Raw genomic sequence first — 15374 nt, 5'->3', positions numbered from 1 at the left:
ACCTCTCACATCTCAACATCTTTTTTATTCATCAAGCGTAAGAAAACTGTAGTACATATTAAAATGAAACAGAATAAACATGTCGCTAAAGCTGAGCCTAAGCCAATAGACGTTGAACCGGATGCAGTTGAACTACCAAATGCTAGTCTGTAAAAGAACACAGCTAATGTATCTGTAGAATAATAGGGTTCACCCATCGACCCCTGCATAGCGTATATAAGTTCAAAGGCTTCAAATGATTGGATGAACGTCAAAACGCCCATAATCATAATGGAAGGAATCATTAATGGCAAATAGATTTTAGACATCATCTTAAAGCCCTTTGCTCCATCTAATCTGGCTGCTTCAATAAGTTCACTTGAAATCCCTTGAAAGCCAGCCAAGAAAATCAGGACACCAAATCCAATACCAAACCAACAATTCACTAAAATAATAACAATTAGGGCTGTATCCGGATCGCCTAACCAGGCTCTTTGTAAACTTTCTAGCCCAAGCTTTTCAAGCAAAACATTAACTGTGCCATAGTTCGGATTTAAAATAAGTTTCCATAAAAAACCGACTACAATAACCGAGAGTACCCTTGGTAAAAAGAAGGCAGCTTTGAAAAACACTGAACCTCGAATTCTTTTATAGATGATAAAAGCTAAAAAGAATGCGAGTCCATTCATCACAATCATCTGTATAATAAAATAAAGTCCATTATGCTTAAACGCATTCCAAAACATAGATCCGTAAGGCTCTTTTGTAAAAAGTGTAACGAAGTTTTGAAGGCCAACAAAAGTCCCTCTATTCATTCCTTTAAATTCAAAGAAACTATAGGATAGGGCAGCCATTATTGGATATAACACAAACAGTCCATACATGATTAATGCCGGTATAGGGAATAAGTGAATTGTCCACTTTGCCCAATTCCGTTTCTTTTTTAGCGATGGAACTGTGGCATTTGTCATATACCAAAGCCTCCTTTATGTAAATTGAAACAATATACCCTCACCTCTTTTCAGCGAGGGCTATTATTTTTTATTGAAACGGTTTAAACCACGTCCTTGCATTTTCTTGCACTTTTTTCGCCACATCATCTACTTTTACATCACCTAAATACATTCCTTGAAGTTCAGTTTCAAGTACTGTTTTTGTTGTTGGTTCTCCACCTGTAAAATTAGTCACCCACAAATAAGGTGTTGCATTGGACTCCACTGCTTTACTAAGTTCACCCAATAGAGCTTGATCTGAAGAAATTCCAGGCATTGCACTAATCATTGAGAATTCTTTTACAAATAGTTCTCCAAATTCTTTTGTAGTTAAAAATTCTAAAAACACCTTTGCTGCCTCTTTATTTTTTGAATTAGCATTTATTGCAAATGAACCATCAACCCAAGTTGTCACAGTCTTATTGCCTTCTTTAGATGGCATTGGGAAAAATCCGAAATCTAAATCTGGATTCATTTCAGAAACAACTGGGATTTCCCAGCTACCTAATGGGAACATGGCAGCTTTTTCTAATGCGAATTCTGTACGGATATCATCCATCCCTAGACCCTCCGAGTTTTTAGGGAAGTATTTCTTTAGATCATTCATGATTTGAATGGATTCTTTAAACTTTGCATCTGTGAAATCCCTTTCTCCAGCTAAAACTGATTTATAGAAATCATCGCCTTCATATACACCTGGACCGATAATGCCATGGAGTAGAGATAATAACCAACTCTCCTTTGTACCCATCGCGATAGGTGTGATTCCTTTTGCTAGAAGTTTGTCATTTAATATAATGAATTCATCCCATGTATTCGGTACTTCTAAGCCTTGTTCTTGGAAAATCTTCTTATTATAGAAGAATTGGGTAGAACTAAAATTAACTGGTACCCCATACTGATTACCTTCCGCATCTCGAGAAGCTTGTAGTGCTTCATCGGAAAATACATTTAATCCATTCAAATCGTTAATTTTTTCTATAAAGCCTGATTCCGCTAATTTTAATCCCGCAGCATATGGACGTAAATGAATAATATCCGGGCCTTCTCCTGCTTGTAATGCTGTATTTAATACCGTATTATATTCGGTGTTTTTTGTAGGACTGAATGTTACTTTAATATCTGCATGTTCTTTGTTGAATAAGGCGATTACTTTTTCGTATTTTGCTACATCTTCTGTACGCCAGCTACCGATTGTTAGTGACACTTCTTTTGATGAGTCTGAACCATTATCTCCCTTACTAGTGTCAGCAGAATTATCTTTTGAGCTACATCCAGCCAATATGATTGTCAACAAAAGTACAAACCAAAAGAACCACTTATTCAATACCTTCACGTCTGTCCCTCCACCCCAAAATTAGTTAAGTAATTCCTCATAGATCAGGTCGTGAATCTGTCTTCTGATTTCTCTTATCGAATTATTTCTTCCATAATGCACGGCATTTGTTAATAAAACGATAGAAGCTTTTTTTTCAAGATCCATGCAGATACTAGTACCTGTAAATCCTGTATGTCCAAAAGACCCTACGCTCACCCTCTTTCCAAAGGATACTGATGGCTCATCACCAGTCCGTACTTCAAACCCAAGACCCCTTCCTAAAAACGTATTCTTATATGCTGACTCCATCCAATTGAATGGAATAACCGACTGTTGTCGAATACCTAACCAATACTCTGAATACAAAACTAAATCATTTGCACTTGAAAATAAGCCCGCACTACCAGATACACCGCCTAGCAAAAGCGCCTTCTCATCATGTACCTCTCCTTGAACATATTGCCCTCTTACCAGTTCAGTTGATGCCACTTTATGCGTATGATTTTTTGGTAATAAAAATTGCGTATTAGGCATATTCCACGGATTAAATAGGTGGCGTTGTACAAATTGATTTAACGATTCTCCAGTCACGATTTCTATTATTTTGCCTAATAAAATCATTCCTAAATCGCTATAAGCGACAGTTTGGCCTGGATTATAGATCAAATCGGATGCCATTATTTCGCTCATTATATTCCTGTTATGATTCCTCTCTACTTTTGGCACTAACCCTGCAGGTAATCCTGAGCTATGTTGTAATAAATACCGAATTGTCACCTCTTGAAAACGAAATGCCGGTATAATTTCCGACACTCTTCTATCTAGTTGAAGTTCATTTCTGCTAAGTAAATATAAGGCAGCTGGAAGTATAGCAACAACCTTTGTTAAAGATGCTAAATCAAAAAGGGTATCCTCTGTGACTGCATACAATTGTGAATCCTTCCCTATGTAATGACCGTAGCTCTTAGTCATTAATTGCTTCGAATCCTGATGTACACTTATAACTGCTCCTGGAAGTAGTTTTTTTTGAATTATTTGATTGAAATACTCATCTATCATGACAACACCCTTGTAATTTTTTAGATTTCCCGTGTTATTACGATATGAAATTAAATGACAAAAAATAAGCAGATGTTTGAATTTTTTTTACAAAAGACCACATAAAATTAAAAAGAGCTATCCGTCATACTAGCGGATAACCCTTTTGTATTCAATCTATTGAGTACCTCATTCATTCTTTCATCACTCAAAATTGCCTTGACTATAACGTCAGTTCTTGCAACGCCTTCTTCAAAACCTGGACCTCTTCCGAACTTAACGTAACGCCTTTACCCATCTTCGTATGATCCTCAGACCAATCCCTTAGATCATACTTTGGCGCGCGACCATTCCAACTGATTAAATTCAATTCTTTCTTCCAACCTTTAGCACCTTCCGATAGTACGGCGATGTTTTCAACGATTTCGTATTTTAATTCTGCCATAAATTTTACCTCCTTTATTCTTAAGAACTTGATTATTTGGACTAATCAAGCATAAAAACAACTTATTATTATAATAGTAGGCTATTGGCCTAATAAAGAAAATATATACATTGAATATTAGCGAAATCTTTAATTTACTATTTAACTAAAAATGTTTAGATCCCCAAACAATCTCCCTATAACTATCCACATCCGTATCCCCTTCCGTACTAATTAGAAATACTCTAGAATTTTCATTTAATAAAATAGCGTGTTAGCAATTTCAGCATTTTTAATGTATAAGAAAATAATAGAAAGACAGAGCTTTTGGCGTTTACAAAAATAAAAAGAGCATCTTTAAGTCCACAAACAACTTATAAGACAACTCCATTTATATATTTATATTTATTATACGCATAGTATTGAAATTATTTTATATATACAGAGAACAAGTCATTATTAGTCGCGTATAATCCATTGTATCTCATATTACCGCTTGACTTTACTAGTATTTATTTGCAAAACGAATTGCTCTACTCATGACTGTAGGCACGACAGATGCATGATTTTCTTGTGGAGCACAGTAGAATTCACATTCCACATAATTTTGTTGATTGGCGCTTAATTGGCTGAACACTTGTTTTGCATCGTCGACCATAAAGCCTTCACACTCACCTACTGCAATGTAAAGGTTCTTCTTCTCATACTCTTCCGATTGTTTCAGAAATCGTTCCATGTATGTTAAAATTTCATGATCATTCCACCAGATTGATGGACTTAGAGCTAGATAAGTTTGAAATGCTTTTGGTTTTGTAAAAAGCGTCCATAATGTAAAAAGACCACTGAGTGAATGTCCAAACAGAGCTTGCTTTTCCTTATTAATAGAATAGCGTCTTTCTATTTTAGGTTTTAACTCTAACTCGACAAAATCAAGAAATTTAAGTGCTCCTCCGTGGATACCAACATCAAAATCCTTTAGGCGATTTGGATAAACATACTTTTCTGCTGGTGCAGTAAAGTCATAAAATCTTCGTTTGGAAGTATCTTTACCTTCATCTAAATGTCCAATACCTACTATAATGGCCTCATTTACTAAAGTTTTCGGGGCATTCCTAGACTGTAAACTTACAATACCTTGAGCAAATTGGAAGTATGAATTTCCATCTAATAGATAAATAACAGGGTAGCCATCGACAGGTGGGGGTGAACTAGGTAATGATACTTTTATATCATATGAATAATCCATTTCAGCAGAATAGTATAGCCATTGTTCTGTATTGTCTTGCGTAACTTTATTTATTGCTTTCATTGCGTTTCCCCCTATTCCTGTTCTAGGAAAGTATCATATCCAAAACACACTGGTGCCCCATTATCAGGATCGATCATTATGCGTGCATCGATATTGAACACTTGCTTTAGAATGCCCTTTTCTAAAATTTCCTTTGGCGTACCAACAGTAATAATTTCTCCATCTTTCATTGCGATGATTTCATGAGAAAAACGTGCAGCATGATTGATATCATGTAATACCATTATTACGGTGCAATGATGCTCTTTATTTAGACGCTCTACAATCTGCAGTACTTCAAGTTGGTGCGCAAGATCTAAATAAGTTGTTGGCTCATCCAACAGCAAAATACTTGTTTCTTGTGCAAGAGCCATCGCTAGCCACACCTTTTGGCGTTGACCACCTGAAAGTTGAGCAATTTCTCGATCACGAAAAGCAGTCGTTTTCGTTATATCCATAGCCCATTCAATCACTTCAATATCTTTATTTGATAAAGTACCTACATTTTTTCGATGAGGAAAGCGACCGTAAGAAATAAGTTCCTCTACCTTTAATTGTAAAGGTGCTTCTGGATTTTGAGATAAAAGTGCCAGCTGCTTAGCAATCTCCTTTGTCGAAATTGCCTTCATATCTTGATCTTGTAAAAAAACTTGACCACTTTGTTGCTTTAAAATACGTCCTATAGTTTTTAATAAGGTTGATTTACCACATCCATTTGGGCCTATAATTGTCGTAATTTGTCCTTCCTTAATCGTCGTATTCAAATCTGAAAAAACCGTAAACTTTTCATAACCTGACGATAATTGTTGTGCTCTAATAATACTTACCACCATCTATTGGTTCTCCTTTTAAGCTTTTGATTTAACTAATAAATATAGAAAATAAGGCACACCAAGTATTGCTACAATAATACCTACCGGAATTTCTGCTGGGGCAAATACTGTTTTTGCAATGTAATCAGAAAAGATGACTAAAAGCATTCCTACTGCACCGCTCATGGGAATGACATAACGATGTTGTATACCTACTAATTGTCTTGCGATATGAGGTGCCATTAATCCAATGAAAGATATACTACCTGAAACCGCAACACATGCGCTAATCACACCTATGCTACATAAAAGCAAAATCGATTTTTCTTTTTCAATTTTAATACCTAGGCTTTTAACGGTTGCTTCTTCAAGCTGTAAATAGTCCAATAAATAAGCTTTTCTGTAGATTATAGGTACCAAAATCAGAAGCCAAGGTAGCATTGCAACGATGAAAATCCAGTTTGCATTATAGATACTTCCAGTCATCCAAACCGTCGCCATTTCAAAATCACTTTCACGCATTTTTAGTGAGATAAAAATTGAAAGAGCTCCAAATCCTGAACTGATGGCAATACCCGTCAAAATCAGACGCTGTGTATCTAACTTTCCACTTTTCCACGAAAAACTATATATAATAATTGCTGCAATTATCCCGCCAACAAATCCAAACAAAGGCATCAATAAGATTGATAACCAATTAGAGCTACCAGATGCAACTAACTGCATCTGAAAAAGAAACATGAATACTACAATAGAAGTACCTGCACCAGCATTGATACCTAATATTCCTGGATCAGCTAAGCCATTTCTAGTGATTCCTTGAATAACTGTACCCGCAATGCCTAACCCTAGACCTACAAGGGCGGCAATAACAATTCGAGGGAGCCGGAAATGAAAAATAACTAGATCAAAATCATTGTTTGGATTAATTCGCAACAATGTTGTGACAACATCTTTAATCGACATATCGAAAGTGCCATTTGTAATATGGATGTACATAGCAATAAAAATAAACGAGATGGCGACAATAATCCTCATCATAAAGCTTGTACGATATTGTTTATGCACGATGTTCTCCCCCTCTCGTACGAATTAAATAGAGAAAGAAAGGTACACCAATTAACGATGTAACGACACCAACTGGCGTTTCAAATGGATAATTAATAAATCGACTACCAACGTCGCACAGCGCTAAAAAGACACCACCGATAATTGCGGAACAAGGGATGATAAAGCGATAATCAACACCTACAAGAAATCTCGCTATATGGGGAATAATTAGTCCTACAAAACCGATTTTCCCTACAAGGGCCACTGCAGTCCCGGTTAAACAAACGACTATTAATATACTAATAGCCTTAACCCATTTTGTACGCTGACCAAGACTAATCGAAATATCCTCGCCAATTGATAAAATAGTAATTGATTTAGCAATGTATAAAGCAAGTAAAAGACCAACTAAACCAAATGGTAAAGCAAGTAAAAGTATATCGGGGTCAACCTTATGAATTTTGGCGTTATACCAAAAACTCATATCTTGTGAAACTTGAAAGTATGTAGAAAGTGCTGCTGATATACTGCTTAAAAAGGTTCCAATAACTGTACCGATAATTGCCAACCTTACAGGAGATAGCCCATTTCTCATTAGTGAACCAAAACCAAATACAATCCCCGCTCCAACAGCTGACCCAACCATAGAGAATATGATTAGATTAAAATTAGACATGCCAGGATAAAAAATCATACAAATTGTGATTACAAATGCTGAACCATCCGTTACACCCATAATAGAAGGGGAAGCAAGATAGTTTCTTGTCATCCCCTGCATAATAGCACCTGAAATTGCGAGAAATGCTCCTACCAATAGCGCAGCTAAGACACGTGGCAAACGGGATTGCATTATAATATTATGGTCCACATTTCCCGAATCAAATTGTGTAATCGCCAACCAAATTGTAGTAACATCAATATTCTTTGTGCCATATAAGATCGATAATGCAATTGTAAATACAATGAAGAAAGGTGCGGTACCCATGATTAGGATTGGTACAGATTTAGGTTTCTTCATTTTATTAATCATAGATTTGCACATTATTTCGATAGATTTTCAACAGCTGCATTTAAGAATTTTTCTTTACTCCAAGCTGTACCACCTTGTGCCATAGGTTCTACTACATTCACAAATACTTTGTCGTTTTTAGCAGCTTTAGTACTCTTGAAGATAGGATTTTTTAATACATCATCTAATGCAGCAGTTTTCCCATCATTTTCGCTTTTCTCGAATTGCAAGAAAATAATATCAGGATTTATATCAGCCAAAGTTTCAATTGAGATCTCTTCTTGAGCAGCAGTTTTAGTAATTAATTCAGGAACTTTTAATCCTAAATCCTCATAAATAACTGGATTCAAATACACACCAGCGGGATAAACAAACATGCTATTAGCACGGATACGTATTACAAACACATTCTGGTCTTTAACTTTTTCAGCTACTTTAGTTTTTGCAGCTTCTGCCTCTGTTTTGTAATCGTTAATAATTTTTTCTGCTTCAGATTCTTTACCTGTCAACTTACCCATTAATAGTAGATTAGCTTCCCAATCTGTAGAAATATGTGATACGGGGATCATCGTTCCAATTTTATTTAATTGCTCTACTACTTCATCTGGATACTTTGAAGAACCTAAAATAACATCTGGCTTTAATTTTAAAATAGTTTCATAATTCGGTTGCATTTTTTCACCAATTGAAGTTGCACCTTTTAAATCATTAGCAAGATATTCTGGCAATTTACCAGCAGTTGTTACCGCTCCAAGTGGTTTTACACCAAGTATTGCCGCATCTTCCATAGATTCTAAACTTGCAGCGATAATATTAGTTACTTTAGATGGTAAAGTATATGATTTATCTAGATATTGGATTGTTTGCTCTTTTGAAGCTGTTTCTTCTGTTTCTACCGCTTTATTTTCCTCTTTTTTCGGTGTTGTCTCTTTTCCTCCACAGGCTACTAGAAATACCGCTAAACCAAATATCCAAAACTTATTCATTTTCATCTGTTAAATCTCCTTTATGTATTAGTTTATATAAGTAGGCCTACTTATTTAGTGTACCATTGATAATGATTATCAGTATCAGTTACTTTTACCAATATAAACCTTAATAAAAAAAGTGTCAACAGCAATTGTAAGTTCTATTAAATTTCATATTACACTCTTAAATAACAGAAAATTGCTATATTCCTAAGTGGATTTGCTCTATTTACAAGCCTTCTTCACTTATTTAATCTTAATAATCACTATATTTTTGATGTTATTTTTGTTTAGTGAGCAGAGAATCTATTTTAATTTACGCAGGATTTTCGACTTATGTCATTGAATTACTAGACACTACTATTACTTTTACATAAAAGAGGGATTAACCACGATGAAAATAGAAAAGATTCATATAGAAAAAGAAAAAAGAGTTATTATTATTTCAGATATTCACGCAAGTTTAGATTTATTTAAAAGATTACTTAATAAAGTTAATTACACACCAAATGACTATTTAATTATCAATGGTGATATGTGTGAGAAAGGTGAAGATAGTTTAGAAGTCGTAGAGTATGTACGAACGCTATGTAATTACTCAACTAATGTACATGTCACAAAAGGCAACTGCGATGTATTGTTCCGTTATGTAGAAAATGGTGACCAAAGTATTCTTCCTTACATAGAAAAAAGGAAGAAATCCATTTTAAACGACATGTTAGCTGTCCATCATAAATCACTAAATGATTTCGGGAATTTAGAACTACTAGCCCAATATTACCGTCAACACTTTAAAGAAACGTTAACATGGCTTGAACAATTACCTCATGCAATTGAAACAGATCAATTTATAGTTGTTCACGCAGGAATTGAAAATAAAGAAGATTGGCAGCAAACTGATGAAACATTTGCTTTGCAAGCTAAAGCCTTTTTTGAAAAAAATCATCAAGCTGACAAAATGGTGATTGTCGGTCATTGGCCAGTAGTAAATTATAAAGCTAAACAAAGAACTTCACATTTACCATTATTCGATTGGGACAAGAAAATAACTGCAATAGATGGTGGAAATCGAATAAAAGAAGATGGACAATTAAATGCTTTAATTATTCAAGGTAATACATACACTTCATATTATGTTGACGATTTAACAGATGAGGTCATTATCCGAAAAGATCATTTCGATACAACTGGCCGAGTAGGTACTGTTACTTATCCATACTATGAAATGGAAACCATTCAACAAGAACAGTATTTTACACTTTGTGATAACATTAACCTCCAGCAACAACAATGGATTAAAAACGAATATTTACAAAACGTTGATGGAAAATCAATATGCATACACGGAATCAGTACAACATTTCTTTCAGTACAAAAATCAGAAAAAGTATGGCTCTTAGATCATTCTACGGATGGCTATATCCTTATTAAAAATTCAATTGGTGAGATTGGTTGGATCCCTAGAGATTGTGTATTCTAAGCTGAACTAAAGCGTTAGAAATACATTAAACAAAAAATACCCTCTCGTAGTAACCTACGTAGAGGGTATTTTGCTATTTAAGTAGTAATTCACTTTGAAAAGGCTCTAAATCTATCTCAAATCCTAAATCTTCTAACATTTGACGGTCTTTTTCACCTGCTTGTCCTTCCGTTGTTAAGTAGTCACCTAAGAAAATAGAGTTTGCTGGATATAAGCTCAGTGGTTGAAGTGTACCAAGATTCACTTCACGGCCACCAGATACTCGAATTTCTTTAGATGGGTTGATAAAACGGAATAGGCATAATACTTTCAGGCAATAACGAGGGTTTAGTTCATGCGTCCCCTCTAGAGGTGTACCATCTACTGCATTTAGAAAGTTTACTGGAATAGAATCTGCATCCAACGCGTGTAGGCTGCGCGCCATGGCAATCACATCTTGTTTTGTCTCTCGCATACCGACAATAACGCCTGAGCAAGGTGAAATCCCCGCTTCTTTTGCTAATTCAACTGTTCTAACACGATCACCATACGTATGTGATGTCGTAATGTTCTCATGGTGGTTGGCAGAAGTATTGATATTATGATTATAGCGATCCACACCAGCTTCTTTTAATTTTTGGGCTTGCTCTGGCTTCAAAATACCTAAGCATGCACAAATAGTCATATCACTATGTTTTTCTTTTATTGCCTTTACAGAATCTACGACAATATCAATTTCTCGATTTATGGGACCACGTCCGCTCGCAACGATACAATATGTTCCTACATTTAGTGATGCTGCACGCTCTGCTCCTGCGACGATTTCGTCTTGCTTCATCATCGCATATTTTTCTATTGGTGCTTTTGAAATAATTGATTGTGAGCAGTATCCGCAATTTTCTGGGCATAGACCTGACTTTGTATTAATAATCATATTTAATTTCACTTTATTACCATAATAATGATTTCGAATTTTATAAGCTGCATGTAATAAAGGCAATAAATCTTCATCTGGGCTTTTCAATATTGCTAATGCTTCAGTATCTGTCAGTTGATACCCTTCTAGAACTTGCTGTGCTAGTGCTTGATAATTCATCGTGATTGCCCCACTTTCAACACTTTTTTTAATCGATGTCCAAATATACCTGCAAAAACAGCTAAAATTAAATCTTTTGGTAACGGTACCATCATCCAAAGCCATGCAACTTTATATGAAAATACTTCAGGTACTTCTGCCCATAGCACATACGCCGCATACATCCAATTTGTACCGATTAAATATATTATTAATGTCCCGACTATTGCCGCTACAATATACATTTTTTTCGAATGGTTTTTTTCAACTATCTTTCCTACAATATAAGCGCTTAAAATGAACGTCACGATAAAGCCAAATGTCGGAGTTAGAATTTGTGCAAAACCTCCCCTAAAACCTGCAAAAACAGGTGCCCCTGCTAAACCAATTAACATATACACTGTGATCGATATTGCACCTAATCTACTTCCTAATACAAGACCAGCCAATATAGCAAAGAATGCTTGCAATGTAATTGGTACGCCACCAACTACCATAAACGGTGCGAAAGAAGTAATATTCGTTCCAATCATCATTAGTGTTGCAAATAATGCACAATATACTAAATCGACTGTTCTCAATCTACTTTTAGAGTTCACTGTACTCGTTGTCATATTACACCCCTGTATTTATGTATTTATAAATATAGTAAAAAAATATGCAAGTTGTGTCAACCTTATTTTTAGTTAAGGTTAACACAGTTCGTGTAGAAACATATTACAATGCATTGCATTGTCGACTAATGTATTCCGTTGTGTTACAATGGATATATTAGCAGCTACTTACAATTGCTTCTACTAACTAAGGGGGCTTTACATTATGTCAAATGTCAACGTTGTAACTCCAGAGGTCGGCTTACCGGAGCGCAAAATTATTACAAATCGCCTTTTTGAATTTCTTTATTTAAAAGAAAGACAGGTACCTATTCAAGATGTTTATAAAGCCATGGCCAATGTTTTTCAACTGACTATTGAACAACAAAAATTAACCCTAAAAAGCGGGGCAAGCCTTTTCGAAAATGAAGTAAGAAGTGCACATACGGATTTAAAGAAAAAAGAATATACTGCTAGTAATGCAAAACGAGGATTTTGGAGCATTAGCGAAAAAGGTAAAAAAGTTTATCTCCATTCTCGTCTAAAAAAATTCAATCAATAAATCGATATAATCGGCTTCCAGGGGGATAACATATGTCAAAGGAGCAATATCATGCCGGAAACTCATTAACTTTAAGATTAAGAAAAAGTGATGAGGGCATTATGAGATGGGCCGGTGCTCAATCTGAAATCGGAGATTCTATACGGTTCTTGATCGAGCAAGAGATACAGAGAAACGGGTATAAGGATTTGTCTTTGGAGATTAAAAACAAACGTCCTATCCTTCCTACCTCTACAGACATAGAGCCAAATTTACTAGCTTATTTATACAATTGCAACGAACCTGTAGCAATTAGCGATGCTTATGAGGAAATGCGTGAGTTGTTCGAAATTACTGAGGATGAAGCACGTATTACTGTACGTGATGGTCAAGAACCTCAATGGAAAAACAATGTTCATTGGGCTAGTCAACAGCTGAATATTAAAAACTTTATCCGCAAAGATTCTCAGTATGGTTATTGGGAAATCTCTGAAGATGGAAAAGTATATTACGAAAAAGCTAAATACAACATCACCATGCAAAAAGAGGTTGCTCATAAGCCAATATAGTTGGCTATGAGCACCTCTTTTTTTATAAAAATATTAATTTCAGCAGATTCAAGTACTTGCAGTAAGTCAATAACTGTATATTCTTTCACACGCAAAAATGACATCGTATATTTTCTAATTTATAATTAAAATTAGTATATTTTTTATCTTTTATCTAAATAATATAGACAGTCCGTTTTTAGGAGGAAATACATGAAACCGATTATAAAAGTTCTAGATGTCACATTAAACAACCTAAAAAACGTCAAAAACGGAAAATTTCATATCGATACCAATTTCAACAAATTAGAAGAGGCTAATGTTATTGGATTCTATGGTCAAAATGGTTCAGGTAAAACTGCCGTTGTACAGGCATTTCAAATTTTATCGGCACTTTTAGATGGAGGAAAATATAAAAAACTTCCTCATGTTCATCATCTGCATATTTACTACGGAGAATCGTCTTTACAACTAAATTTCCAATTTATCATCAAAAATGAGTTTGGTGAGTTTTTCTTAAAATATGATGTTTCTCTCATAAATGGTGATCAAAGATTAAATGTACTGGCGGAAAGTTTAAGTTATCGAGAAAATAAACGTGGTAAACGCTTTAAAAATATACTCTCAAAAAACGAAGAGGAAGTTACTATCCGGACTACTAACCTCACCTCCTTAAACGAAAATGGCCGAGTTAAAGTATTAGTAGCAAATCACCTTTCTAAAGAAAATCATTCTTCTTTCATTTTTAGAAAAGAAGTTAGAAATATTCTTCCTAATTATTTAAATGAGGTAGAAATGGCACTCATTCAGAATATTATTTATGACTTCAAGAGAGATTTGCATATTATTGATAATACGCAATTTGGTAACTTAATCTCCAATATTACAATGCCTTTTAATGTTCATCTCGAAAATAAACGTGGCGTTATTCCTTCTAAATTAGAAGATACCACCTTGCTACCAAAAGACATGTTCGATGCAATGAAGGAATTAATAGAACAAACGAATATTGTCCTCAAAATGCTTATTCCTGGTTTACAAATTAAAATTCACGTTCTTCATACCCAGAAAATGACCAATGGATCAGATGGTGTGCTTGTTGAGTTTCTATCGCGAAAAGGCGACATTGAGCTACCTTTGAAATGTGAATCCGAGGGTACATTGAAGATAATTTCTATCTTAAGTACACTCATTGCTGTTTATAACAATCCAAATGCATGCGTTGTTATTGATGAATTAGACGCTGGAGTATTTGAGTACTTATTAGGTGAACTACTCGAAATTATCCATGGCAATGGAGCTGGCCAATTGATTTTCACTTCTCATAACTTACGCATTCTAGAGGTGCTCCCTATTCATGATTTATGGTTCACTACTGCAAATGAAGAGAATCGTTACATGCAGTTGAAGGGTGTTAAAAAGCTTAATAATCCACGAGATGTCTATTTGCGAGCGATTCAGTTAGGCGGTCAAGATGAAGCAATTTATAAAGAAACGAATGCCTATGACATGAAAAGAGCATTTAGAAAAGCGGGTATTATAAATGAGTAAACAAGCAAAAAAAGTTGTCCTGTTGCTTGTAGAAGGTGCCTGTGAAGAAGCATTATTATACGATCGAATACGAACATTATTTACTAATAATGAAATCAGATTCGATATTATTAAAGGGGATATTTTAGGCGATTTAAATCAGAAAAATACTAATATAAAAAATTTAGTTGGTGGTCGAGTAAAAAATTATATTAACAAAATGAAATTAGGTACTTCTGATTTATTAGCCATTATTCAAATTGCCGATACAGATGGCTGCTTCGTCGACGAATCTGCGGTTATTATTAATGAAAAGCAGGATAGACTAACACTCTATAATTCCCTAAATATAAGTGTTCCCAGTAGTAATCAACAAAGTAAAATTATTGAAAGAAACAAATTAAAAAGCAAAAACATTCATACTATGCGAACGCTTAATACCATTATATCTGGCAAAGTACATTATCAAATTTATTATTTTTCAAGAGCACTTGAACATGTTCTGTTTAACGAAGCCAATCCAGAAACACGTTATAAAGTACGTGAGGTTGAGGACTTTCTAGATAATGAGCAAAAACCTATAGAAGAGTTTCTTTCTAATTTCTTACCCATTTCTACTGGTATTACTTTAGATGAAAAGTATACGGAAAGTTGGCAGAACATTTCTGCTGAACTTGCCTCTTTGGAGAGATATACAAATGTTTCTCTAATGTTCGATTATTTGAAGATGATTAACGATTAATAATAGAA

At 34.8% G+C, this 15374-nt stretch carries 16 protein-coding genes; 5 read left to right on the top strand and 11 right to left on the bottom strand.

What is annotated here, in order from left to right; all coding sequences use genetic code 11:
* Positions 1 to 5: 5 nt before the first annotated feature.
* From ACQKMD_RS16090 to ACQKMD_RS16050, 9 genes are all read right to left on the bottom strand, one after another.
* Positions 6 to 950, bottom strand: coding sequence for a carbohydrate ABC transporter permease (locus ACQKMD_RS16090; RefSeq protein WP_427753181.1), 945 nt, complete (start codon positions 948 to 950; stop codon positions 6 to 8).
* A 70-nt stretch (positions 951 to 1020) separates the two neighbouring features.
* Entirely contained in the window at positions 1021 to 2307 is a 1287-nt protein-coding gene (locus tag ACQKMD_RS16085; RefSeq protein ID WP_427753180.1) for an ABC transporter substrate-binding protein, read from the bottom strand.
* 21 nt (positions 2308 to 2328) lie between these two features.
* Positions 2329 to 3348 carry a serine hydrolase domain-containing protein gene (locus ACQKMD_RS16080; RefSeq protein WP_427753179.1) on the bottom strand — a complete coding sequence of 340 codons (1020 nt, stop codon included), beginning with the start codon at positions 3346 to 3348 and terminating at the stop codon, positions 2329 to 2331.
* Between the two features lie 202 nt (positions 3349 to 3550).
* The gene (locus ACQKMD_RS16075; RefSeq protein ID WP_427753177.1) at positions 3551 to 3772 is read right to left on the bottom strand and encodes a YdbC family protein; all 222 of its coding nucleotides are present in this window, start codon (positions 3770 to 3772) and stop codon (positions 3551 to 3553) included.
* Positions 3773 to 4256: 484 nt separating this feature from the next.
* Positions 4257 to 5060 (bottom strand): alpha/beta hydrolase, encoded by an 804-nt coding sequence (locus ACQKMD_RS16070; RefSeq protein WP_427753176.1) that lies wholly within the window; start codon positions 5058 to 5060, stop codon positions 4257 to 4259.
* A gap of 11 nt (positions 5061 to 5071) precedes the next feature.
* A complete protein-coding gene (locus ACQKMD_RS16065; RefSeq protein WP_427753175.1) occupies positions 5072 to 5872 on the bottom strand; it encodes an ABC transporter ATP-binding protein in 801 nt (266 codons plus the stop codon).
* Between the two features lie 15 nt (positions 5873 to 5887).
* Positions 5888 to 6892 carry a FecCD family ABC transporter permease gene (locus ACQKMD_RS16060; protein ID WP_427753197.1) on the bottom strand — a complete coding sequence of 335 codons (1005 nt, stop codon included), beginning with the start codon at positions 6890 to 6892 and terminating at the stop codon, positions 5888 to 5890.
* A gap of 19 nt (positions 6893 to 6911) precedes the next feature.
* Positions 6912 to 7919, bottom strand: a complete 1008-nt coding sequence (locus tag ACQKMD_RS16055; protein ID WP_427753173.1) for a FecCD family ABC transporter permease — start codon at positions 7917 to 7919, stop codon at positions 6912 to 6914.
* Positions 7920 to 7942: 23 nt separating this feature from the next.
* On the bottom strand, positions 7943 to 8902 hold the full coding sequence (locus tag ACQKMD_RS16050; protein WP_427753171.1) for an ABC transporter substrate-binding protein: 960 nt from the start codon (positions 8900 to 8902) through the stop codon (positions 7943 to 7945).
* A 370-nt stretch (positions 8903 to 9272) separates the two neighbouring features.
* Here ACQKMD_RS16050 and ACQKMD_RS16045 point away from each other — a divergent pair, with 370 nt between their 5' ends.
* Positions 9273 to 10358: a metallophosphoesterase gene (locus ACQKMD_RS16045; RefSeq protein WP_427753170.1), complete on the top strand. Its 1086-nt coding sequence runs from the start codon at positions 9273 to 9275 to the stop codon at positions 10356 to 10358.
* A gap of 73 nt (positions 10359 to 10431) precedes the next feature.
* Here ACQKMD_RS16045 and bioB read toward each other — a convergent pair whose 3' ends face one another.
* Together bioB and ACQKMD_RS16035 are read right to left on the bottom strand one after the other, a co-directional pair.
* A complete protein-coding gene (bioB, locus tag ACQKMD_RS16040) occupies positions 10432 to 11433 on the bottom strand; it encodes a biotin synthase BioB (protein WP_427753168.1) in 1002 nt (333 codons plus the stop codon).
* Positions 11430 to 12026 carry a biotin transporter BioY gene (locus tag ACQKMD_RS16035; RefSeq protein ID WP_427753166.1) on the bottom strand — a complete coding sequence of 199 codons (597 nt, stop codon included), beginning with the start codon at positions 12024 to 12026 and terminating at the stop codon, positions 11430 to 11432. The genes bioB and ACQKMD_RS16035 overlap by 4 nt, the downstream gene beginning before the upstream one ends.
* Before the next feature lie 205 nt (positions 12027 to 12231).
* Here ACQKMD_RS16035 and ACQKMD_RS16030 point away from each other — a divergent pair, with 205 nt between their 5' ends.
* From ACQKMD_RS16030 to ACQKMD_RS16015, 4 genes are all read left to right on the top strand, one after another.
* Positions 12232 to 12567: a winged helix-turn-helix domain-containing protein gene (locus tag ACQKMD_RS16030; RefSeq protein ID WP_427753164.1), complete on the top strand. Its 336-nt coding sequence runs from the start codon at positions 12232 to 12234 to the stop codon at positions 12565 to 12567.
* Positions 12568 to 12599: 32 nt separating this feature from the next.
* Positions 12600 to 13115: a winged helix-turn-helix domain-containing protein gene (locus tag ACQKMD_RS16025; protein ID WP_427753163.1), complete on the top strand. Its 516-nt coding sequence runs from the start codon at positions 12600 to 12602 to the stop codon at positions 13113 to 13115.
* Positions 13116 to 13307: 192 nt separating this feature from the next.
* Positions 13308 to 14645: an AAA family ATPase gene (locus ACQKMD_RS16020; protein ID WP_427753161.1), complete on the top strand. Its 1338-nt coding sequence runs from the start codon at positions 13308 to 13310 to the stop codon at positions 14643 to 14645.
* Positions 14638 to 15366: a hypothetical protein gene (locus tag ACQKMD_RS16015; RefSeq protein WP_427753159.1), complete on the top strand. Its 729-nt coding sequence runs from the start codon at positions 14638 to 14640 to the stop codon at positions 15364 to 15366. Before ACQKMD_RS16020 ends, ACQKMD_RS16015 begins: the two co-directional genes overlap by 8 nt.
* The last annotated feature ends 8 nt before the right edge of the window (positions 15367 to 15374 follow it).

Origin of the sequence: Viridibacillus sp. NPDC096237, assembly GCF_050278625.1 — a bacterium.
Classification (GTDB): domain Bacteria; phylum Bacillota; class Bacilli; order Bacillales_A; family Planococcaceae; genus Viridibacillus.
The sequence above is the reverse complement of the archived record's forward strand: the minus strand, read 5'-3'. Positions and strand labels throughout refer to the sequence as shown.